The sequence below is a fragment of the Metallosphaera yellowstonensis MK1 genome (genome assembly GCF_000243315.1).
Taxonomy (GTDB): Archaea; Thermoproteota; Thermoprotei_A; order Sulfolobales; family Sulfolobaceae; genus Metallosphaera; species Metallosphaera yellowstonensis.
The window spans coordinates 437,162-457,088 of the sequence record NZ_JH597768.1 but is presented as its reverse complement, the minus strand read 5'-3'; the positions used below and the strand labels follow the sequence as shown (position 1 = coordinate 457,088).

The following is a 19,927-nucleotide window of genomic DNA, read 5'->3' as shown; positions in this document are numbered from 1 at the left end:
AGTATAAATTTCACAGTCTATCGGAACTACTAACAACGGCTACTCCTAATCACATTATTTTTAACCATCAACCCTTCATATAACCTATGAGCCTTTCGGAGAAGGAAGCTAAATTACTCATGGAATTACAATATGAGTTCCCTCTCCACCCCGAACCATTTAACATCATTTCGGACAAACTGAGAATTCCTGTCAGAGAGACGCTTAACATGATCAACAGACTGATAGATGCTGAGGTAATAAAGAGAATAGGGATGTATGTCAACTTTAGGGCTAAAGGGATGGAAGGGGCACTGATCGCTGCCGATATTCCTCCAGAAAATCTGGACAAATTCAGGAGAGAAGCACTTCACATAAGGGAACTGACTCATAACTTCATTAGAAATCACCCCAGATATAATGTGTGGTACGTCCTTAAGGCTGACTCTAGGGAATCACTTGAAAGAAAGGTCATGAGCCTCATGGAGGATGTAGGAGCTCGGGATTATGTAATCCTGTTCTCCAAAAGAAATTTGAAATTAAGCGTTAAATACGACGTAATCAGAGGGGTCTCCTGGAGTAAGACTGAGAAGACACCAGAGAAAATTCCAACGGCAGAAGAGATGGGACTGAACTTAGAGTTATTGAAGGCTCTGTCTTATCCCCTTCCAATAGCCGAGAGGCCCTTCAGAGGTATCGCGGAAAGATTCGGTTACTCTGAAGAGGAACTGGTTGAGCTCATTGGGGAACTCAGGAAAAAACATGTCATCAAGGATTACGGTGCTACACTCAACGGGGAGAAGGTAGGTATAAAGGAAAACGCTATGTTATTAGTAAACACCGATAATATAGAGAAATCCTGTGAAAAAATAGCGGAAAACCTTAATGAGGCTACTCACGTAGTGCTGAGGGAAAGCAATAAGCCTTGGGATTACCTTTGTTACTGTATGATCCACGGAAAGGATAAACGAATAATTGGAGAGGTATCGAAAAACGCGGTGAAGCTCACAGGAGCCAAGAGTTACATGTTACTGTTCAGTCTCGATAATTTAAAACCTGGCATAGTAATGTGACTAAAGGGTCCTATAGCTTCCCTTTATTTTTAGTTCAAGCGTGGATCCCCTCAGGTCTTGGATGAGGCCTGACCTTTCGGCGCTCCTTATGTCTCCTTCAAACTCCAAGTAGAAATAGTAATTCCACGGAATCACCTTCGTAGGTCTAGAGTATATCATTGTTAAGTTAATATTTTTCTTATAAAATTTCTCCAGTGCCATATAAAGACCTCCTGGCCTGTCTGGGACGGTGAAGAAGATTATGCTCTTATCACCTTGGTCTGTATAATTTTTGGAGATCACAATGAACTTGGTGATATTTACTCCGTCTTGAATGTCTCTCGCGAGTACTTTGAGGCCATATATCCTCGAAGCCAACTCCGAACATACGGCTGCAGACCTAGGCTCGTTGAGAGCCATCCTGGCTGCTTTAGAAGTGCTCTCAACTGGTACTAAGTTGGTTAAACCAGCCTTCAATAACCAGGATCTGGCCTCATGAATAGCATGGTTGTGTGAAAACACTGTCTCTATATCCTCCAATCGTGTCCCCTCTCTGGCCGCTAACACGAGCCTTATTGGTAGATCTATCCTAAAGTTTACGAATATCTCATCCCTATTGTAAAGGTTGTCCAAAGTTTCATTCACTGGACCCTCCAACGTGTTCTCGACTGGAACGACGCCTAGACCTCCTCTCATTACAGCATCAAATATCTCTGTTATAGATGTAACTGGAGTCCGTTGTCCACGTATCCTCAAGGCCGCCTCGTGGGAGAAACTTCCCTCCGGACCTAGATAGTAAATTCCATTTGGATCGACAAGCGTTAAAATGGGAAACTGTCTTAAAAACGTTACTTAACTCCTTCCTTGACGTCTTCTACTCTATCAGCCTGGCCTCTATGTTTTCACTCTGAAGTTTCGTGAGGAAGGTACCCAAAGCCTCCTGCTCAGCGACCTCAAACATAACGTAAATTTTTGTATATCCAGGCCTCACATCGCTACTGATCCTATCGTGAATCACGTCTATCACGTTACCTCTAATTTGGGCTACGTAGCTCAGAACCTTATTCAAGTAACCAGGTTTGTCAGGAACCATGACTTTGACCTTGACTATCCTCTTAGTTTTATAGAGTGTCTTATCGACTATCCTCGCCATAAGAGACATGTCAATATTTCCTCCGCTTAACACCGTTATGACCTTCTTACCCTCAGCTTTCACCTTTCCAGATAGAAGTGCAGCTAGGGACGCTGCGCCTGCGGGCTCTACTACTGTTTTAGACCGCTCTAGTAAGAGAACCAAGGAAGTTGCTATTTCCTCATCGTCCACGAGTACTATGTCATCGACGTATTCCCTCACTACCTCAAAGGTAGTGAGGGAGGGTGACTTGACCAATATTCCGTCAGCTATTGAATAAGAGGGTTCCACTTCAGTAAGTCTGCCTAAGTCTTTAGATATTTTCAAAGATGGAGAGGCATACGATTGAACACCTATTATTCTGGTTGGTTTGTTTAAGGCTTTGAGCGCTAAAGAGATGCCAGAGATCAGGCCCCCTCCCCCTACGGGCACTATAACAATGTCTGGATCTTGCGATGCGATCTCGACTCCCAGGGTTCCCTGCCCTGCTATGACGTAGGGGTCGTCATAGGGATGAATGAGTGTAAGATTCTGTTGATGAATTAGCTCCTCTGCCTTTTTCATGCTCTCGTGGATATATCTTCCGTAAAGTATAACCTCGGCCCCATAGTTCCTCGCAGCGTTATACTTAGATACGGGGGCCGTTTCGGGCATAACGATCACCGATCTTATCCCTAGCATTTTTGAGGCGTATGCTACGCCTTGTGCGTGGTTCCCCGCTGAGACTGCTATGACTCCCCTCCTTCTTTCTTCCTGAGAGATGTTTAACAGTTTACTGAAGGCACCACGTACCTTAAAGGACCCAGTCTTCTGAAGGTTCTCTAATTTCAAATATACCTTTGAACCACTCATTTTAGAGAATGTAGAGGAAAAGTCGACCGGGGTCTCATGAATTGATCCAGCTATCTGTTGTCTGACCTTAAAGATCAGAGATTGTATTTCTTGGATGTTCATCCGAAAAACCCTGCCCTCCTCATCATCTCAGCGATCGAGAGCCTCTTCACCGCAAATTGATCTTCTTTGACTTATCTTCTTATATGTATCCTGTAAAGATTCCGGTAACACTTTCGTCTCAGCGATGACTGGCATGAAGTTGGCATCCCCACTCCACCTAGGAACTATGTGAATATGGACGTGTTGCTCGATTCCTGCTCCAGCCACTCTCCCTATGTTCACTCCTACATTGAACCCATCCGGAGAGTATAACTCCCTGAGAACCCTTAATGTCCTAGATGTAACCGAGAATAGCTCTGCTCCTTCAGACTCTCCCAGGAGCTCTAGAGAGGGGACATGTCTTCGGGGAACTATCATGACGTGCCCTGGATTGTATGGGAACTTATTGAGGATCACAAAGACGTTTTTACCCCTGCAGACGACCAAGTTTCCCTCGTCATCGTTCTCCTCTAGAACCCTGCAAAAGAGGCATGAGTCGGACTTTCCCTTGGATGCTTCCTGGATGTATTTAGAACGCCACGGGGCCCAAAGGTGATCCATATCCTGACTAGTGACTACATTATAATGAATCTTTCACTCTTCAGCGTCCCTTATCCCAACATTGGTTATGCTGAACACAACTTCTCCCTCTGGTAAGTGAGGGGCATCGACCATTCTGGCTATTCTCCTGTTACCTCTGCTCTTCTTGATCTGAACCCTAATACCAGGAACATGGTATAAGGTGTGTCCTCCTACCGCCACTGTTGGGTCTCCGTAGAACATATCCGGTCTAGCCATGACTTGATTAGTGACAACTACCGCTAGATCGTATATCTCGGCCAATCTTACCAACTGATGAAGGTGCCTATTTAATTTCTGTTGCCTTGCAGCCAAGTTCTCCCTTCCAGAATACTCTGCCCTGAAGTGAGATGTAACGGAGTCCACTACGACCAACTTTATCCTGTCGTCCTTGGCAATGAGGTCTTGCAATTCCTCTACAATGGCTATCTGATGATCAGTATTTATAGCCCTTATGCTCATGATATTGGAGAGAGCTTCCTTAGGATCTAGCCCGAGTGCAGACGCCATTGCCCTTATCCTCTCGGTCCTGAAAGTTCCTTCAGTGTCTATGTATAGTGCCTTTCCTGCCAGTCCTCCCTTCTCTGGGGGAAGCTGAACGTTGACTGAGATCTGATGACATATCTGAGTCTTTCCTGACCCGAACTCCCCGAAAAGCTCCGTCATAGTCCTAGTCTCTATTCCTCCGCCTAACAGACCATCTAGTGCTTGGCTACTGGTAGTTATCTTCTTAACACTTGCCCTCTCCTGCTCTATTTCCAACGCCGTCTTAAACCTTATATCCAGGGCATCCCTAGCCTCCTTTATTATCCTCTGTGCAGTCGTTAAGGGGATACCGGCAGCGGTGCTCAAGTCTTGAGGAGAGGCCACTGCTATGGCCTCCAGGCTGGAGTATCCTGCCTCTGTGAGTTTGCTTAGCACAGCCTGCCCGACTCCAGCTAGATCCTTAACAGTCTTGATCCTTCTCTTCTCCTCTACCTGATCAGCCATACCTTATCATCCCTTCCATGTTTAATAGATTAGATCCCCTTTTACCCATAAATACTTAACCATTATCCTCCCTCCCTTAAATACCAACCTATGTCTAAAACGGGTATTATCTCAGTACCTTTTGACACGAGTCTGAGTCTAAGGAACGCTAAGAACTCATTGCTGTTATCCACTAGGAGTGCGTCCTCGAAGGAGTACGTCTCTCTCACCTTTATCTTCTTTCCATAGAGTAATTTCTGGGAGAGCCTATCAGGTAGGTTCAGCTTATTTTGACAGTGATCCACGAGATAGGGGCCTAAAGGTAACAGCGGTAAATACGTATTCCTCTTCAATAAAATGGGTAGACCTATGGAAGCTATTGGAAAGGCTCCTAGCAACACCTTAGAATGGAGCTGTCGCGGGAGTCCGTGAGGAAACATGAACACTTTATCGCGTAAAGAGTACAAACTAGCATCAATCAACTCTTTCATCTCTCCACATCGATATCGTCTTCTCAAGAGTTCCACTATCTTCTCCTTCTCCTCCAGTGTAAGGGGCCTCGCGTTACTTACTCTTTTCTCATGGAACAAACGAAAAACCCCTCGGTCCCATGTTTATGCGGATATAGTCTGATGCATTTCTTAATGTCTTCCGAGAAGCGGACTCCCTTATACTCCACCAATCCGGGATCTGCGGGGATCCCCCTTATTTCCTCAGTCCTGAGTCCAAACTTCTCGACCGCAAAGTTCACTATCACTTCGTTCTCCTCGGGAGCAATGCTACATGTGGAGTAAACCAGCTTACCGCCTTTCCTTAGTGACCTGATACCTGCTATCAAAAGGGACAACTGGACCCTTTGAAACTCCCTGAGATGTTGGGGAAGCGTCTTCGTCCTTCTAGAAGGATCTACTGGAAGTAATCCCTCGCCAGAGCATGGAGAGTCTAGAAGTACAGAGTCGAACTTAATCCCTATGGACGAGACATAGTCTCCAGGGATCGGAACTGTTATCGTGTTGGCTACTCCTAGCCTAGCCAAGTTGGAGTTGAGTCTCCTTAGCCTAGCTGTGTTCTTTTCTAAAGCCACTATTACTCCCCTATTGCCCATCAGTTGGGCCAATTGACTGGTCTTTCCTCCAGGAGAGGCAGCCATATCTAGGACTAGATCGTCCTCGGACGGAGACAAAACCTCTGGGGGAATCATTGAGGCAAGACCCTGAATGTAGTAATACCCTTTCATGTACTCCAGAGTAGACCCCAAAGTGGGTCTAACGGGGGTATTCTCCACAACGTAACCGTACCTAGTCCAACTTACTTTAGACAACTTGAATCCCCTCTCGTTCATTCTATCTTCCAGTTTTTTGCAGTCAGTTCTGAGGGTATTGCACCTTAGGGACCGTTTGAGTTGTGCTGAGCAGGACTTCATGAAGATCTCGGCATCGGAACCGAATATGTTCAGGTACCTTTCAACCATATACTCCAAGAACCCATACTTCCTAGCCAGCTCTCTCACATGGTCATCGATGTCATAGTGGTAGAGGACCTCATCATGTTTTTTTAGATATAAATCCATATCCTCCATATACATGACAGGTATCATAGAACGCGAGATAAAAGTGAAGCTCCTGGAGGATCCAGAGACCTTCATGAGAAATTTGATGGGGATGGGATTTCGATTCAAGGGAAAGGAAGAGCAGGAAGATATATATTTCAACGGGTTGGATAGGGATTTCCGGAAGACGGACGAAGCACTAAGGCTGAGGATCGTCAACGGTGAGGTAGAGCTCACCTATAAGGGCCCTAAGCTTGGAAGGATGACTAAGTCAAGGGAGGAAGTGTCGGTTCGCGTCTGGGATAGGGATGGAATCCTGAGGATAATGGAAAGGTTGGGCTACAAGCCTGCCAGCAAGGTGAGAAAGCGTAGATATATACTGGAGAAGGATAATTTCCTAGTCTGTATTGATACTGTTGAAGGGTTAGGAGACTTTGTGGAAATAGAGGGAGTAAATGTAACGGAGGAGGAGCTGGTGAAGTTCTTTGAGGAACTGAGGGACAAGCTTAAGGTGTTCGGAGAGGTTATAACTAAGTCATACCTTGAACTCAAGGTAGAGAAATATGGTGACAATAGCGATTCTCACTGATTTTGGTGTCTCGGATAACTACAACGGTACTATGGAGGCAGTCATAAGACGATTGAACCCTAACGTAGAGTTTACGTACATAAGCGGTAACGCGAAGAACTTCAACGTGATCTCTGCTGCATATCTCCTTCTCACTTCGTTCAGATATTTCAGGAAGGGGACGATATTCCTCACGGTTGTTGACCCAGGAGTTGGAACTAGCAGGAGGGCCTTGGTAATAAGGACTACGCGTTATACCTTTGTCGGGCCGGATAACGGAGTCCTTTACCCCGCGGTCTCTGAAGACGGAATAGTTGAGATCAGGGAAATCTCCAATCCAAGAGTATATCTGAGCCAAAGGATATCCAATACGTTTCACGGAAGGGACATCTTCTCAGTTGCTGCTGCCTTACTTTCCCTAAGGGTTAGGCCGGAAGTGATGGGGCCTTCCCTCTCTATGGAGGATTTACACAAACTTAACTTTCATGAAAGATATTCCAATAATTCCCTTTGTGCTACAGTAGTTCACATAGACCACTTTGGTAATGTTGCGCTGGCAAAGAGGGTGGAAGACGTGACTCCAAGGAAGAGGGTAAAGATTAAAGTGGGTGAAAGAGAGTTCGAGGGAACTACAGCGAGGACTTTCCAAGACGGAGGATGTAACGATCTACTGGTATACGAGAATGGCTATAGCTTCCTCGAAGTAGGGTTAAATAAGGGTGACGCCTCTGTAGTTCTAGGTGTGAAAGAAGGTGATGAGGTCTGCATAGAGGGCTTTACCCAGGAAGATTTCAGCCATTCCACTTAGGTCACCTCAGCGTGGTTAAGTGGGCCCTTGAGAGGGTAGATGAACTCATCGTGCTCATAGGAAGCGCCCAAGAGAGTCACACCCTTTCCAATCCTTTCACAGCGGGTGAGAGGATCGAGATGATAAAGAGGACCCTCTCAGCGGAGGGGGTAAGCTCGGACAGATATTACCTTATTCCCATACCTGACGTTCTCATGAACAGTGTCTGGGTATATCACGTAAAGATGTATGTTCCTTCATTTAGCTCAGTTATTGCGAGAAATCCCTTAGTACTACGTCTCTTTAAGGAGGCTGGGAATGAAATCCTGATCCCACCATCTTTTCAAAGAGAGAAGTACAATTCGACATTGATAAGGAAATATATGATCACCGGTGAAACGTGGAACGACCTGGTTCCCAAGGAGGTATTTTACTTCATTAAGAATATAGGGGGTGAGGAGAGACTAAAGGAGATAGTTGGAACTGACAAGAGGTGAAGTGAGATGTACAAGACGGAGACCTATTATAGCGTCTTCCCATGGCATACCAACCACTTCGGATCCCTTCACGGAGGGATCTATATGAGCTGGCTGATAGATACTGCAGGAGTTCTGATGTCCAGTTTAAGTCAAGGTAACTACCTCCTAGCTTCCGTGGATTATTTATTCCTCTTTAAACCTGCTAGGTTAGGAGACGTCGTTAGAGTTGTGGCCACTTCCAAGGCTACTTGGAGGACCTCAGTGGAGATAGAAGTGAGGGGCTGTGTAAGGAGAGGCGAGAGTGAAGAATTGGGCGCTATGGGGTTAATGAGCTATGTAGCTGTAGACGAAAACAACAGACCCAGGCCAGTAACCGAGGTGATCGAACCTGATGAAGAGGCCCAACAAAGGAAGAGGAAAAGACTCGAAAGAAAGAGGAGCGTATCTGAGGACACTCAGGAACTCCTTCCTGGAATGACTTTCGGTAGGAGCTACGTTAGAACCATATATCCCGAACACGGCTTCGGAAACGGAATTCTGTACGCTGGCAAGATGTACACTATGTTGGATGAGGCTTTAGCCATAGTGGCTAAACTCTACACTAAGGGTAACACCTTCACCGCGGGAGCAGGATCTGCTGATTTCCTTGTGCCAGTGAAGATAGGCGATATATTGGAGATTCAGGGAGCTGTAGAGTACACTGGGAACTCCTCCTTGGACGTCGGAGCTAAGCTCTATGCCATCAATCACTTTACTGGAGTAAAACGGTTGGTTTCGAGAACTGTCTTTAGCTTCGTGGCAATAGACGATCAAGGTAAACCTAGATCCATACCCAAACTGGAACCGTCTTCCGAATATGAGAGAAAAGTTATGGAGCAACGAGTGAAGGAGAGGGAAGAGAGGTTAAAATTAGCCAAGTCTCTTCAACAGACCACATGCCAATGACCTATTGCCCTTCCTATCACGTGAGCCACTCTTATGGGTTCTGGATATTTTGAGATCGTCTGATATCTCTCGATTAGAACTCTCGCTGTCGAGAGATCCAGGTCTGTATACACGTAGACCGAACCCCACTTGGTTTCTATTCTCCTTAAACTTCCCAGGACGCTTAGAATCACCTCCTTCCTCTCATCAGCGAAATGTCTCTCCAAAGCTTTCCTAACATCTATCGTATTAGGTCTACTACCGTAAAACACAATAAATTTCCTGTCCGGAATTATATAGTTAAAACCTCCGAAGGTTACTCCGTCTAGTACTACTATATCACCTCTCCTCATTCTATTAAACTTTTGAGTAGCATCTTTACCGTCAACCACCACAAAATCTATGTCAAGGTCCACGAGCTTCATTTCACTGTAAGTTGTGACGACCAGTGGAGCCTTACCCCTCATCCCCTTATATGAGGTTGGGAAAAATCCGTCATCTACGCCAGATATCAGCAAGCCTCTCATCGTTCTCCACCAGCGCTTTCAACACTATTCCCTGGTCTGCTGCGAGGCTCACCTCTTTGGTCTTCCCGTACCTCCCTCTGTTTACGACCTTTGCCGAAATTATCCCTACCATATCCAGTTCATTGATTATATCGCTCACCCTCCTCTGTGTCACGAACTCCGCATACAGTGACTTCGCCGTCCTCTTATACGTCTCATATATCTCTCCTGTAGTGAGGCTGGGCTTGTTCTTGAGGCCCTTCAGAATGGAGGTCAAGACTAGCTTGGAGTGTAGTGGGAGGGTCGAGACTATCTCGTAGACCCTGTCCCTCTCGATCTCCCACCTGGCCTTCTCAACATCTTCCTGTGTCACCGTAGTTCTCCTCTCCCTCTCAGCTATTTCCCCAGAGACCCTTAGGAGGTCCAAGGCCCTCCTGGCGTCGCCGTGATCCCTGGCTGCTATTGCTGCACATAATTTGATTATCTGTTGTGATACCGCCCCGTCCTTGAACGCCACTGCGGCCCTCTTGGTCAATATATCCTCTAGTTGTTCAGCATTATAGGGAGGGAAAACAAGTTCTTCCTCACCAAGGCTGCTCCTCACTCTTGGGTCGAGGCCGTCTATGAACTTGACGTCGTTAGTTATCCCTATTATGGAGACTTTCCCCTTCTCTATTTCATAGTTGACTCTCGTGAGCTTGTACAGGATGTCGTCACCATGTCTCTTCACTAACGCATCAACCTCGTCCAGCACTATTATGATCAGCTTCTGGGTCTGCTTTAGGGCCTTGACGAGCCTTCGGTACAACTCTGCCGTAGAGAGGCCCGTAAAGGGTACCTTTGAGCCTAACGTCTCAGAGATGTCGGCTAGGATCCTATATGGGGTATCACTTTGTCTGGAGTTTATATAAACGAAATCGAAGCTCTGCAGTTTCTTCTGAAGGTTCTTCAACACATATTTCGTGACAGCTGTCTTTCCTGTACCCGTGAGTCCATATATGAATGTATTACTCGGCCTCTCTCCCCGATAGAGCTGGACTAGTATACTGGCCAACCTCTTGATCTCGTTTTCCCTATGAGGTAGTTCGTCTGGCACGTAGTCTGGCAACATGTACTCCCTGCTCTTGAAAATGGACGAATTCCTGACAGAAAGCAAGACCTCGTCTATAATGTCACTCATTTACTAAACTCTTATACAGTATGAGATAAAAGGAATTGGATCCCTGAATTAACTGGGGAGTTAATCATAACTACCGGAGCCCATAGTTTCAAACCTTGCAGAGTTCTATTCCCACCCATTACGCTTAGGCAACCCTGTACGTTTTGGGGATCTCAGGAAAGAAGAATAACTCTTTGTCTAATAATCTCAGGGAAGTGAGGTCGCGCTCCCCACTCCCTCCATGGACCGGCCGGGATTTGAACCCGGGACCTTTCGGATGCCAACCGAACACTCTTCCAGGCTGAGCTACCGGCCCAATTAGACTAAATGAGGTTTTGATTATAAATTCAACTTAAGTCATTCCCGTCCTTTCTTGATGTTCTAACCCCCTGACGGGGACCCCTCCGTTTCCACTGGAGACCCTCAGTTTAACATTTGACTGAATTATGATAAGTTGTTGTCGAGTAGAGAATATAAGATATACAAACCGTAGAATTAGACCTTTAACCAAAATTGTACCCCAATTCATTTTCCACTGGAAAAAGAGGGGTGTGGTAGTTTTCTTGACTTCTTCCAGTGGAAACAGAGGGGTTATTTACTCCCCGGTTAATCCCAGGAGCGTAGGAGGCTGAGGGTACCTCCAAGGGGTTGAGTTATCCTCAGAGTGTTTACCCATGGCGTAACTTATCCTTCACTCTTAGTCACTTCTAATTCCGCCACGGGCACCCCTCTTAAGGGATCATACACGGTCACCCCCAGATCATTGGGGCTGGTCGAGGGAAACTTCAATACCCTCCCATCCAACTTCTCCCATCCTCGTGAGTAGTGCCCGTCATCGGTTGGGAGATCATCAAGAGAGAATTCTTGGGTAATACTACATGAACATGACCGACGTCAAAACGATATTTATAAAATTGAAAATAACGAGTAGTTACGTAAAAGAGTTACAGTCTATTACGACGACCTAACCTAGGGGATACCCCGGTTACATTCAAGTTTATCATATGAGATGAGGACAACTCGAAATTCGACGGGAATCATGAGAGAAAGCAACTCTACACGACCGACCTATCCTTCGACCTGGAGAAGATCAAGTAAACCTGAAGGATCAGGTGAGAGATAGAGTAGTTCCACAGGGACTTCAAGACCTTGGACCCGGAGGACTCGTAGTTTAGGTTGAAGGAATAACTCCAAGCCTATCTCCTCTTCTTCGTCATGGTCAACGAGATCAAGGAGTTGGTGATAGATCTAAACCTAGTCAGTGTGGGGGACTTCCTGAAATTAGTTGATGATAAGGTATTTAAGTGGATCGGACCGGAGGAAAATCTTCAAGTTACCTTAAAGTCTCATAACTGCTGTAATATATTTCAGTAGAAGTCTTAAACTAATTATAATTAAGGATTTAGATGGATTTCAGGATAATTGATAAAACGAACGACAAGTCTCGCCTCCTCTAGGGGCGGGGTAGAGGCTTTTTGACCTATTACATGACACATGTTAAACTCGCTTACTCCCCCAGTTTACCCGAATCTTGACTATAACGTTCATTGTTAGCTCTCGTTTTCCCAGAAAATTGGCCTCGTCAAATGCCTATAATATCTCGATTGATATGTTCCAATGGATATACGTCTGTGATATTCTATAGGGATTTTTTCCGAGTTAAACCTGTAGTTACATCTCCTACACCTGAAACCCTTATTTTTCCCCAGGGATTCCGAAGAGTTTCCGCACTTGGGGCATTTGGGATTGAGGTATTTAGTGACACTCGATAGCCGAAGGACTTCAATTCTTTCTGGCTCTATAATCTTGCCGAAACTCACGGAAGGTTTGACGGCTCCATATACCCTTATTACGTCGCCCTCCATAAGCTCTCTAGCCATATCGTTTAACTCCCCAGTTTCTTTGTAAACAATCATGGTTCCGTGGGTAGAAAATATTATACAATCACCCCCAGGCATGATCTTTACATCCTTTACCTCAACTTCGGCTATGATGCTCTGATATGGTTTATCACCTATCCTCAGGAAATGATGATCTGTACCCTGATTAGTCTCAAATATCATAAAACCATCTATCATCTCCGATACCTCTATCATTTTTAATCCCTCTAAAAGTACGGAAGGATTTCTTCCTCTGATCCCGAAAAGTACTGGGTCTCTCCCGTGGGAGAGGATGAGTGGCTTACCATTAATGTAGTCCACGTTTGCGTAAACGTCTGGGAAATACCTTTCTTCAAAGTTTATCAGTGACTGCAGGTCAACTTCTCTTCTCTTTTCCCAGTTTTCTGGCAACCTGTACGTGAGCAACTCCAACGTCTTCCCTTCCCCCCGGAATCCCATGGAAGACACGGATCCAACGACTCCTCTACCTCCCTGAAATAAGACGCCCGTTTTGACGGCAATCTTCTCCACAAGATCCCTAGTTACCACGTCAGTGACTGCCTTTCTGTAGAGCCAGCCTAGTTCATTAGTTTTAACGTCCTTTACTATTGCGACCCCTGGGGACCTCCCGTATTGCGTGCCTTTAGAGATCTCTGAGACATATTGTAAGGATTTGTCCCATATCAGATCCAGGACTTCTGAGGGGTCCCTGTCAGTTTCTACGGTGAAGTTCACTGCAGCGTTTCCCCTGGTCTTCCATGGTATGTTGGGGTTAAGTCTTACCAATCTAGGAAAACCTACGAGTTTAAGTCCCTCTCTTTCCAGTTCTTTGATTAATAGAAATGAAAAATGAGTGGTACATCCTGCTACGGGCGAGTCGTGATCATCCAATCCTATGGTATATCTCTTCGTATTCATTTTTTCTGTGTCTTGCCCTCCATAATTATCATGGTTAATGTGGATCTCACTTTAGGGAGTTTTCTTATATTATTACTAATGAAGTTCCTTAAAGTGTCCATGTCAGGCGCATCCAGCTTCGTCACTATATCATATACTCCGTAAACAATGTAAGTCTCTGAGACCTCGTTCATCTGCTTTAGTTTATTAAATACCTCCTCCTCGCCTCCTGGGTCAGTATTTATAAGGACTATCGCGGTTACCAAGTTACTTCCCATTAGCTTTAATAAATATAAAGTTATAAGAACTTTACGATAGTTATTGCCCATTTTCGTCATGGAGTTTTCAGAAGACGATCCTAAGAAATGTACGGGCCGAAAGATGGTGAGAGCTGGTTTTGCGGTGAGAACAAACCGTCCTATCGGAGTCGTCCTAAACCCTATGGCTCATCTCATTATATCAGTTGAGGACAGGGAAGTAGCCATAAATAAGGGGATAACTATCATCGACTCCTCCTGGAACAAGTCTGATGAAAGGTTCTTTAAGAGGTATCTTAAATACGACAGTAGAAGATTACCGTTACTCCTAGCAGGAAATCCGGTAAACTTTGGGAAACCATTTAAACTCTCCTCTGTTGAGGCAGCCATCGCATCATATTATATTTTGGGAGATTTAGAGATCGCCTTGAGGCTCTCCTCCCTCGTCAAATGGGGAAGGACTTTCGTGGAACTGAATAGGGAACTCCTAGAGGCCTATAGGGGGAAGGATAGGAAAGGGATAGAAGTGGAGGAGAGTGAGATCATAGGCAAGATATTAGGGGAGCCAAGGCAATAACCCAGCTTCTGTATATGAGGGATTCCGCTTAGCGTACTTAGAGGAACTCTCGGCCCCATCACGGTTCCTCTGACTTGCTCAAGGGGAGATCTGCCGTTTCAACCCCGTCAGGCTCTCTCGCCAAGTTCCCCCGTCACCGGAGGAACCATCGGTTCCTATTCATCTGAACCTGACGAGGTCTCGTTTCTGTGCAGTGGTCGGAGGCACTACCCCCGTCCCTCATGGGACTCCCCCTGGCCTAGAGGCTGGAGTTTCCTCAGTTTCCCGTGGCCCTCTGCCTGGCTCCCCTGTCATTTCTTAATGAGGAAGGCTATTAAATCGCTTCTCGTTATTATCCCCAAAGGAAAAAGACCCTCCTCAACTACCAATGTGACCGAGTTCTTAGTGAGGAGTTTCATGACCTGGTTAACTGGGGTATTGGGGCTGACTAAAGGAGGAAGGGGAGCCACAACCTCGATTGCTTTAGAAGGCCTTTGGATTATCGATGCTAATCTCTTCATGAGCACGTAGTCGTATATCATTCCGACCAGTTTTCCGTGAGAGTTAACTATCGGTAACTGCGAGATGTTGAACTTCTCCATCCTCTCGACTACTTCCTGGATTCTCTCATCTGGGTAGGCTACTATCACTGGAGAATGCATTATCGTTGACGCAGTTTCGGAGGTCTCTATCAGAGGAGTTAATTCCTCCATTATGCGCCTTACAAGAGACAGCTTAGGATCTATTCTTCCCTTCTCAATCTTAGCTATGAGAGATTGAGAGACTCCCAATCTTTTAGCTAACTCCGACTGTGTGAGGCCTGCTAGCTCCCTCATTCTTCTTAATTCAGATGGATCTATGAGCAATTTAGCTGACCTACGGTGGTATTATTTTAGTAATAAGGACAACTATTGATACTAACACGATACTACCTATTATTACATAAATGGGATCAATCTTAAACTTTTCGTGCTCTTCCTCATAATACCTTATTAAACCCGCCATGGACATGACTGGGACATTTTCTTTCTTTTTCTTAGTCGCGGGCATTCAGTACCCCACCCTAAGGTTCTGAATAGCTTCTATTATTTTTAATGCCCTTTCAGTGTCGTTCTCTATAACGTTACCTGTAACTATGGCCTTAGCGCCTGCTCTCACTATCTCCACCGCCCTCTCTGGAGACCTGATTCCTCCTCCCACTATCAGGTTAATCCTAGAGACCCTGCTGATGGTACGGATCATTTCAGGTCTAACGGTCTCTGGGGCCCCAGACCCAGCCTCCAGGTAGAGATAATCCATGCCCATAAACTCTGCAGCCAGGGCGTAAGCCGAGGCCAACTCGGCATTATCATATGGAATTACACGCGCCCGACCTATGTGTGCAGCGGTCCCCCCGTGACCTACTATCAGGTATCCGGTGGGTATAGGTTCCAATTTCATCGACTTGACAATGAAGGATGCAGCAACTTGAGCGCCAATAACATAGTACAAATCGTCTGAGTTGAGAAGAGACATGAAGAGTATGGCATCAGCCTTCTCAGATATTAAGTTCACGTTGCTGGGGAAAATTATCTTAGGAATGGGGTAATCGTTGAGTATCTCCAGGATCCCGTCAAGCCTCTCTTTAGATACTCCAAGAGTCCCTCCAACTAGAAACGCTGAAGAACCAGATCTGTAGAGTTTGGTTGCAACATTCTGCAATATTTCCAGGTCTGTTACCTTGTCAGGATCTATAAGCGAAAAATGTATGGGGGACCCTTCGTCAATTAGTCTCTGAAGATAACTCGCTACCTTCCCCTTCAGGTTCATTATGCTCATCTGATGTATCCTCTTTTTCCTCTTTTATTTTCAACTTCCCCTCTAGGTATAGGTCTATGAAGCGTCCGTAAGCGTTTGCCTCATCAAAGACCGAAGGGACCTCAATCTCAGCATTCAGACCACAACTTCCACACTTTATTTCTGCCACTTTTGTTCCATCACTTGCCTCGTCGAATTCCACACTTATCGAAATCCTTCCGCACCTAGGACATTCAAACGCTTTTGGAAGTTTTGGTTTAGGTCTCACTATCTTAGTTCTTTTCTTCCTCTTACCTCCCATGTGTTACACCTCTCTTCCTCCTTTCTCCCCTCACTGACTCCTTCTTAGCTGGTAGAGGCACGAGTACGTCGGTGAAAGTGAGATACACCACACTCCCTATGAGTACCACCACCGATGCTATCATTATGGCCTGGATCGTTGATAGGTCGAACATTAACTTGAGAGTAATTTTCTAAGCTTTAAGGATTTTCCGTAAACGTATATTTCCGTGAGGATTTCTTTCAGCTCCGTCTTGGATAAAACTAATTTAACGTAATTCTCCCCTTCTGTTGCTTTTAGAAATGCTTTTATGTGAACGCAAGGTTCTCCCTCCTTTAACACGTGATTAAACAGGAAACTCTCACAGTCACAATGCTTTCCATTTATCACATGGTCATTATGTCTACCCCTCTCAGAGGCCACATATAGATATATCGAGATAGAACCGTCTGGAGTAGTTAGCTTGACTATCCTGCCTTCCTTTACGTCAGCTTCTGCTCTTTTCCACGATCTCCACATTTCCGGTCGGATCTCCTAAAATGATGACATCGTAAAGCTCTTCACAGAACACCCCCGTCTCTATTACTCCTGGTATACTCTTCAGTCTCTTATCAAGATGACACAAATCCTTCGTTTCCACAACGACATCCATAACCACATTTCCATTATCAGTGAGGACAGGACCTATTTTCCCCGTTCCTTCTCTCACTTCTGCCACTACCTTCATGTTTTCCAGGCCTCTAAGAACGTAGGAAAGGGCAACCGGAACAACCTCTATTGGTACCTTTATTGTACGGCCTTCCCACAATTTACTCTTCTCACCTAGGAACACTCTCCTCCTAGAGGAGTAAGAGAGAACCTTTTCCCTAAGTAATGCCCCTCCACCTCCCTTTACCAGGGTCCAAGAGTTCCCCCCTTTCACTAACTGATCAAAACTATCGAAATATACGTCAGGAATCGAACCTGAAACGAGTGACAAAACAGAGTCTGGAAACGCTTTAGCTATCAGGAGTTCAGTATCTAGGGAGCTCGCCACCACTTTCTTGCCATTAAGTAAACCAGCCTCTTGTAAGACTTCAATTAACTTCCTTACTGTCCTACCTGTGCCCAGACCTACTAACTTGGCGTCTCCAATATACTTAAGCGCGTGTCTAGCTACTATCGCTTTTGGATCCTCCATCGAATCTAAATATTCTACCAAATAATTATTTCTTGTTAGGACCCGTAGCTCAGCCAGGACAGAGCGTAGGCCTTCGGAGCCTATGGTCCCGGGTTCGAATCCCGGCGGGTCCGTCCCGTGGAGTTATGTGACTACTTTTCTTGGATCTATACTTCGTGTCAACTATGCAATTTGGAGGACACGCATAAGTTCCTAAACTGTATTAAGACCCTTGTTATCGGGAACGCGGGGGCAAGATGTTATGAGTAAAGTAGCATTGATTATGATTAGTTTAAAAGTGTCCGAGACAACTAATCTTTAGGTTAGTATTTCCTGGCGACGAAAATTATAAGTACCATTCAAATGAGGATTGTGTGGTGTTGCGTTGATGGAGGAAGACTGGGAGGAGATAGAAGAGGAAGACTGGGAGGAGATAGAAGAGGAAGACTGGGAAGAAGACGAGTGGTAACTTACAGGAAATTTTAACTATTTTTGTATTTATAACAAGGAGGTTTAGAGCAATGAGGGTTGCAGTAATAGCTTATGATTCATGTAAACCTGATAAATGCGGTATCGAGTGCGTCAGGTTCTGTCCAATAAATAGGTCTGGAAGTAAAGCAATAGAGCTCTCTCAAGAGGCATCAGGAAAACCAGTAATCTACGAAGAAACATGCATAGGATGCGGTATATGTGTCAAGAAGTGCCCCTTTGACGCAATCTCCATAGTCAATGTACCAGATAACTTCGAGAAAGAGGTAATACATAGATATGGAATCAATGGCTTCGAGCTATTCGGGTTACCTATATTGAAGCGAGACAACATCATGGGTTTGCTGGGAAAAAACGGTACCGGAAAGACTACCATATTGAAGATCCTAAGTGGAGAGTTGATTCCAAACTTTGGTGACTTGGAGCATGAGCCAACTCCAGAGAAGGTTCTACAAAGGTTCAAGGGAAAAGAGCTCTACTCTTACTTTAGCGACCTTTATAATAAAAAAATTAAAGTAGTACATAAAATTCAATACATAGAGTATGTCTCGAAGCTTCTAAAGGGCGAAGTTGGGGGTCTACTTAAAAAGGTCGACGAAAGGGGAAAGTTGGATGAAGTCAAAAGTCTTCTCTATATGGACAGCTTTTGGAATAAAGATGTATCAACGCTCAGTGGAGGAGAGCTTCAAAAAACCATAGTAGGAGCTGCCCTGCTTCGCAGCGCTGATGTGTACGCATTTGACGAACCGTCCTCTTATCTGGACGTGAGGGAGAGGATAAATTTAGCAAAGGCCATAAGGGAGCTAACCAAAGGGAAATACGTGATAGTTGTAGATCACGATCTCATTGTTTTAGATTATATAGCAGACATGATATCTATATTGTATGGGGAGGGGGGAGTCTATGGAAAGGTCTCCAAGACTTATTCCACAAGAGTAGGAATAAACAGTTTCATAGATGGATACTTACCCGCTGAGAATATGAGAATAATGGATTATAAAATAGAATTTTATTTAAAAGATATAACTGATCTTGATGTGAGAAAGGACGTAAGTGAGAAATTACTTTGGCAAAGAATGACGAAGGCGTTAGATAGCTTCTCCCTTGTAGTGGAAGAGGGTAAAGCAAGGGAAGGAGAGATAATAGGATTACTAGGCCCGAATGGCATAGGCAAGACAACTTTCATAAGGATGATAGTGGGGGAGATCCAGCCAGATACGGGAGTAATATTTCCGCAGGGCTTAACCTTGTCTTATAAGCCACAACGAATAGTTCCCAACTTTGAAGGCACGGTAAGAGAGTACCTAGAGCAGGCGAGCAAGGATATCCTCTCCACGTCTTCGTGGTTTTACGAGGAAGTGACCAGGAGACTGAAGTTGCACAAGCTATTGGACTCATACGTCAAAAACTTAAGCGGAGGAGAGCTGCAGAAGCTGTATGTAGCTGCTGCCTTGGCTAAGGACGCCGACGTTTACCTATTCGACGAACCGTCATCCTATCTAGATGTAGAGGAAAGGTACGTGGTCGCGAAGGCCATAAAACGAATTACCAGAGAGCGGAAGTCTGTAACGTTTCTTGTGGATCACGACTTAGCCATTCACGATTATATCTCAGATCGAATAATGGTATTTTCAGGGATTCCAGGAAAGGAAGGGCACGCCTCATCTCCCTTAACTCTAAGTAAAGGGATGAACATGTTCCTTAAAGGAATAGGCCTAACCTTTAGGAGAGACGCAGATACTGGGCGACCCAGGGCTAACAAGATCGGAAGTTATCTAGACAGACTCCAGAGGGACAGGAACGAATATTACTCCATGGAGACTATAAAGGATTAGAATCTGGGAGAAACTCATCCGTCCTGAAGCAATTTCTCGTTGTTTTGGACATTTCAATTTTCTCAGGGAATATCGTCGATAGGCTCCCTAAAACTCAAAATCAAGCGTACTATTAAAAGAAGGCTCAAGGTCAGTTTCGATAACAATCGAAGTAGCTCGCA

At 45.1% G+C, this 19,927-nt stretch carries 23 protein-coding genes, 2 tRNA genes, 1 other RNA gene and 2 pseudogenes; 8 read left to right on the top strand and 20 right to left on the bottom strand.

Features of this window, described 5'->3' with window-relative positions:
- The first annotated feature begins 86 nt into the window (after positions 1-86).
- Positions 87-1,052: an Lrp/AsnC family transcriptional regulator gene (locus METMK1DRAFT_RS10075; RefSeq protein WP_009073654.1), complete on the top strand. Its 966-nt coding sequence runs from the start codon at positions 87-89 to the stop codon at positions 1,050-1,052.
- Here the strand turns inward: METMK1DRAFT_RS10075 and METMK1DRAFT_RS10070 are convergent, their stop codons facing one another.
- From METMK1DRAFT_RS10070 to METMK1DRAFT_RS10045, 6 genes are all read right to left on the bottom strand, one after another.
- Positions 1,053-1,832, bottom strand: coding sequence for a prephenate dehydratase (locus METMK1DRAFT_RS10070; RefSeq protein WP_281034113.1), 780 nt, complete (start codon positions 1,830-1,832; stop codon positions 1,053-1,055). It lies immediately after the preceding gene.
- 73 nt (positions 1,833-1,905) lie between these two features.
- Positions 1,906-3,117, bottom strand: a complete 1,212-nt coding sequence (gene ilvA, locus METMK1DRAFT_RS10065; protein ID WP_009073649.1) for a threonine ammonia-lyase — start codon at positions 3,115-3,117, stop codon at positions 1,906-1,908.
- Positions 3,118-3,144: 27 nt separating this feature from the next.
- Positions 3,145-3,657 carry an HIT family protein gene (locus METMK1DRAFT_RS10060; RefSeq protein WP_009073647.1) on the bottom strand — a complete coding sequence of 171 codons (513 nt, stop codon included), beginning with the start codon at positions 3,655-3,657 and terminating at the stop codon, positions 3,145-3,147.
- 33 nt (positions 3,658-3,690) lie between these two features.
- Entirely contained in the window at positions 3,691-4,665 is a 975-nt protein-coding gene (radA, locus tag METMK1DRAFT_RS10055; RefSeq protein ID WP_009073645.1) for a DNA repair and recombination protein RadA, read from the bottom strand.
- A gap of 62 nt (positions 4,666-4,727) precedes the next feature.
- Positions 4,728-5,234 (bottom strand): hypothetical protein, encoded by a 507-nt coding sequence (locus METMK1DRAFT_RS15695; RefSeq protein ID WP_052300217.1) that lies wholly within the window; start codon positions 5,232-5,234, stop codon positions 4,728-4,730.
- Positions 5,213-6,223: an RsmB/NOP family class I SAM-dependent RNA methyltransferase gene (locus tag METMK1DRAFT_RS10045; RefSeq protein WP_009073642.1), complete on the bottom strand. Its 1,011-nt coding sequence runs from the start codon at positions 6,221-6,223 to the stop codon at positions 5,213-5,215. The genes METMK1DRAFT_RS15695 and METMK1DRAFT_RS10045 overlap by 22 nt, the downstream gene beginning before the upstream one ends.
- A 34-nt stretch (positions 6,224-6,257) precedes the next feature.
- On the opposite strand from METMK1DRAFT_RS10045, the gene cyaB reads away from it, so the two are divergent.
- The 4 genes from cyaB to METMK1DRAFT_RS10025 are packed head-to-tail and all read left to right on the top strand — an operon-like array spanning position 6,258 to position 8,972.
- Positions 6,258-6,782, top strand: a complete 525-nt coding sequence (cyaB, locus tag METMK1DRAFT_RS10040; protein WP_245544616.1) for a class IV adenylate cyclase — start codon at positions 6,258-6,260, stop codon at positions 6,780-6,782.
- A complete protein-coding gene (locus METMK1DRAFT_RS10035) occupies positions 6,757-7,569 on the top strand; it encodes an SAM hydrolase/SAM-dependent halogenase family protein (protein WP_009073639.1) in 813 nt (270 codons plus the stop codon). The genes cyaB and METMK1DRAFT_RS10035 overlap by 26 nt, the downstream gene beginning before the upstream one ends.
- An 11-nt stretch (positions 7,570-7,580) precedes the next feature.
- Positions 7,581-8,045: a nicotinamide-nucleotide adenylyltransferase gene (locus METMK1DRAFT_RS10030; RefSeq protein ID WP_009073638.1), complete on the top strand. Its 465-nt coding sequence runs from the start codon at positions 7,581-7,583 to the stop codon at positions 8,043-8,045.
- Positions 8,046-8,051: 6 nt separating this feature from the next.
- Entirely contained in the window at positions 8,052-8,972 is a 921-nt protein-coding gene (locus tag METMK1DRAFT_RS10025) for an acyl-CoA thioesterase (RefSeq protein ID WP_009073633.1), read from the top strand.
- Here the strand turns inward: METMK1DRAFT_RS10025 and METMK1DRAFT_RS10020 are convergent.
- The 6 genes and pseudogenes from METMK1DRAFT_RS10020 to METMK1DRAFT_RS10000 all read right to left on the bottom strand — a co-directional run bounded on the left by METMK1DRAFT_RS10020 (position 8,951) and on the right by METMK1DRAFT_RS10000 (position 13,659).
- Positions 8,951-9,478, bottom strand: coding sequence for an endonuclease dU (locus METMK1DRAFT_RS10020; RefSeq protein WP_009073631.1), 528 nt, complete (start codon positions 9,476-9,478; stop codon positions 8,951-8,953). The genes METMK1DRAFT_RS10025 and METMK1DRAFT_RS10020 overlap by 22 nt on opposite strands.
- The gene (locus tag METMK1DRAFT_RS10015) at positions 9,447-10,637 is read right to left on the bottom strand and encodes a Cdc6/Cdc18 family protein (RefSeq protein WP_009073629.1); all 1,191 of its coding nucleotides are present in this window, start codon (positions 10,635-10,637) and stop codon (positions 9,447-9,449) included. The genes METMK1DRAFT_RS10020 and METMK1DRAFT_RS10015 overlap by 32 nt, the downstream gene beginning before the upstream one ends.
- Positions 10,638-10,858: 221 nt before the next feature.
- Positions 10,859-10,932, bottom strand: a tRNA-Ala gene (locus tag METMK1DRAFT_RS10010).
- 352 nt (positions 10,933-11,284) lie between these two features.
- Positions 11,285-11,489 (bottom strand): annotated as a pseudogene (locus METMK1DRAFT_RS16620) (hypothetical protein).
- Between the two features lie 677 nt (positions 11,490-12,166).
- Positions 12,167-13,414, bottom strand: coding sequence for a tRNA(Ile)(2)-agmatinylcytidine synthase (locus METMK1DRAFT_RS10005; protein ID WP_009073626.1), 1,248 nt, complete (start codon positions 13,412-13,414; stop codon positions 12,167-12,169).
- Positions 13,411-13,659, bottom strand: coding sequence for an Lrp/AsnC family transcriptional regulator (locus tag METMK1DRAFT_RS10000; RefSeq protein WP_048087940.1), 249 nt, complete (start codon positions 13,657-13,659; stop codon positions 13,411-13,413). Before METMK1DRAFT_RS10000 ends, METMK1DRAFT_RS10005 begins: the two co-directional genes overlap by 4 nt.
- Before the next feature lie 70 nt (positions 13,660-13,729).
- Here METMK1DRAFT_RS10000 and METMK1DRAFT_RS09995 point away from each other — a divergent pair.
- Positions 13,730-14,191: pseudogene (locus METMK1DRAFT_RS09995) on the top strand (DUF367 family protein); the annotation flags it as partial.
- Between the two features lie 19 nt (positions 14,192-14,210).
- On the opposite strand, the gene rnpB reads toward METMK1DRAFT_RS09995, so the two are convergent.
- The 8 genes from rnpB to rpiA form a co-directional block, all read right to left on the bottom strand.
- An RNA gene (gene rnpB, locus METMK1DRAFT_RS15715) (RNase P RNA component) lies at positions 14,211-14,514 on the bottom strand.
- A gap of 3 nt (positions 14,515-14,517) precedes the next feature.
- Positions 14,518-15,042, bottom strand: coding sequence for a CBS domain-containing protein (locus METMK1DRAFT_RS09990; RefSeq protein WP_009073620.1), 525 nt, complete (start codon positions 15,040-15,042; stop codon positions 14,518-14,520).
- Positions 15,043-15,082: 40 nt separating this feature from the next.
- Entirely contained in the window at positions 15,083-15,256 is a 174-nt protein-coding gene (locus tag METMK1DRAFT_RS09985; protein ID WP_009073619.1) for a preprotein translocase subunit Sec61beta, read from the bottom strand.
- On the bottom strand, positions 15,257-16,015 hold the full coding sequence (locus METMK1DRAFT_RS09980; protein WP_155812417.1) for a phosphoglycerol geranylgeranyltransferase: 759 nt from the start codon (positions 16,013-16,015) through the stop codon (positions 15,257-15,259).
- On the bottom strand, positions 15,969-16,304 hold the full coding sequence (locus tag METMK1DRAFT_RS09975; RefSeq protein WP_009073616.1) for a transcriptional regulator: 336 nt from the start codon (positions 16,302-16,304) through the stop codon (positions 15,969-15,971). Before METMK1DRAFT_RS09975 ends, METMK1DRAFT_RS09980 begins: the two co-directional genes overlap by 47 nt.
- Positions 16,294-16,458, bottom strand: coding sequence for a hypothetical protein (locus METMK1DRAFT_RS18245; RefSeq protein WP_009073614.1), 165 nt, complete (start codon positions 16,456-16,458; stop codon positions 16,294-16,296). Before METMK1DRAFT_RS18245 ends, METMK1DRAFT_RS09975 begins: the two co-directional genes overlap by 11 nt.
- Entirely contained in the window at positions 16,458-16,802 is a 345-nt protein-coding gene (locus METMK1DRAFT_RS09970) for a metal-binding protein (RefSeq protein WP_009073611.1), read from the bottom strand. The genes METMK1DRAFT_RS18245 and METMK1DRAFT_RS09970 overlap by 1 nt, the downstream gene beginning before the upstream one ends.
- Positions 16,771-17,463 carry a ribose 5-phosphate isomerase A gene (rpiA, locus tag METMK1DRAFT_RS09965; RefSeq protein ID WP_009073609.1) on the bottom strand — a complete coding sequence of 231 codons (693 nt, stop codon included), beginning with the start codon at positions 17,461-17,463 and terminating at the stop codon, positions 16,771-16,773. The genes METMK1DRAFT_RS09970 and rpiA overlap by 32 nt, the downstream gene beginning before the upstream one ends.
- A 38-nt stretch (positions 17,464-17,501) precedes the next feature.
- Here rpiA and METMK1DRAFT_RS09960 point away from each other — a divergent pair.
- Positions 17,502-17,576: transfer RNA gene (locus tag METMK1DRAFT_RS09960), tRNA-Arg, on the top strand.
- 387 nt (positions 17,577-17,963) lie between these two features.
- Positions 17,964-19,766, top strand: coding sequence for a ribosome biogenesis/translation initiation ATPase RLI (locus METMK1DRAFT_RS09955; RefSeq protein ID WP_009073607.1), 1,803 nt, complete (start codon positions 17,964-17,966; stop codon positions 19,764-19,766).
- Positions 19,767-19,927 lie beyond the last annotated feature (161 nt).

What these genes read in the sequence shown, in the direction of transcription:
- METMK1DRAFT_RS09980 (WP_155812417.1), bottom strand. Translation starts at nt 16,015, where the DNA reads ATGAACCTGAAGGGGAAGGTAGCGAGTTATCTTCAGAGACTAATTGAC.
- ilvA (WP_009073649.1), bottom strand. Translation starts at nt 3,117, where the DNA reads ATGAACATCCAAGAAATACAATCTCTGATCTTTAAGGTCAGACAACAG.
- METMK1DRAFT_RS09955 (WP_009073607.1), top strand. Translation starts at nt 17,964, where the DNA reads ATGAGGGTTGCAGTAATAGCTTATGATTCATGTAAACCTGATAAATGC.
- METMK1DRAFT_RS10020 (WP_009073631.1), bottom strand. Translation starts at nt 9,478, where the DNA reads ATGAGAGGCTTGCTGATATCTGGCGTAGATGACGGATTTTTCCCAACC.
- METMK1DRAFT_RS10035 (WP_009073639.1), top strand. Translation starts at nt 6,757, where the DNA reads ATGGTGACAATAGCGATTCTCACTGATTTTGGTGTCTCGGATAACTAC.
- METMK1DRAFT_RS10075 (WP_009073654.1), top strand. Translation starts at nt 87, where the DNA reads ATGAGCCTTTCGGAGAAGGAAGCTAAATTACTCATGGAATTACAATAT.
- radA (WP_009073645.1), bottom strand. Translation starts at nt 4,665, where the DNA reads ATGGCTGATCAGGTAGAGGAGAAGAGAAGGATCAAGACTGTTAAGGAT.
- METMK1DRAFT_RS09990 (WP_009073620.1), bottom strand. Translation starts at nt 15,042, where the DNA reads ATGAGGGAGCTAGCAGGCCTCACACAGTCGGAGTTAGCTAAAAGATTG.
- METMK1DRAFT_RS10015 (WP_009073629.1), bottom strand. Translation starts at nt 10,637, where the DNA reads ATGAGTGACATTATAGACGAGGTCTTGCTTTCTGTCAGGAATTCGTCC.
- METMK1DRAFT_RS10060 (WP_009073647.1), bottom strand. Translation starts at nt 3,657, where the DNA reads ATGGATCACCTTTGGGCCCCGTGGCGTTCTAAATACATCCAGGAAGCA.
- rpiA (WP_009073609.1), bottom strand. Translation starts at nt 17,463, where the DNA reads ATGGAGGATCCAAAAGCGATAGTAGCTAGACACGCGCTTAAGTATATT.
- METMK1DRAFT_RS09970 (WP_009073611.1), bottom strand. Translation starts at nt 16,802, where the DNA reads ATGTGGAGATCGTGGAAAAGAGCAGAAGCTGACGTAAAGGAAGGCAGG.
- METMK1DRAFT_RS18245 (WP_009073614.1), bottom strand. Translation starts at nt 16,458, where the DNA reads ATGTTCGACCTATCAACGATCCAGGCCATAATGATAGCATCGGTGGTG.
- METMK1DRAFT_RS10045 (WP_009073642.1), bottom strand. Translation starts at nt 6,223, where the DNA reads ATGGAGGATATGGATTTATATCTAAAAAAACATGATGAGGTCCTCTAC.
- METMK1DRAFT_RS09975 (WP_009073616.1), bottom strand. Translation starts at nt 16,304, where the DNA reads ATGGGAGGTAAGAGGAAGAAAAGAACTAAGATAGTGAGACCTAAACCA.
- METMK1DRAFT_RS09985 (WP_009073619.1), bottom strand. Translation starts at nt 15,256, where the DNA reads ATGCCCGCGACTAAGAAAAAGAAAGAAAATGTCCCAGTCATGTCCATG.
- METMK1DRAFT_RS10005 (WP_009073626.1), bottom strand. Translation starts at nt 13,414, where the DNA reads ATGAATACGAAGAGATATACCATAGGATTGGATGATCACGACTCGCCC.
- METMK1DRAFT_RS10025 (WP_009073633.1), top strand. Translation starts at nt 8,052, where the DNA reads ATGTACAAGACGGAGACCTATTATAGCGTCTTCCCATGGCATACCAAC.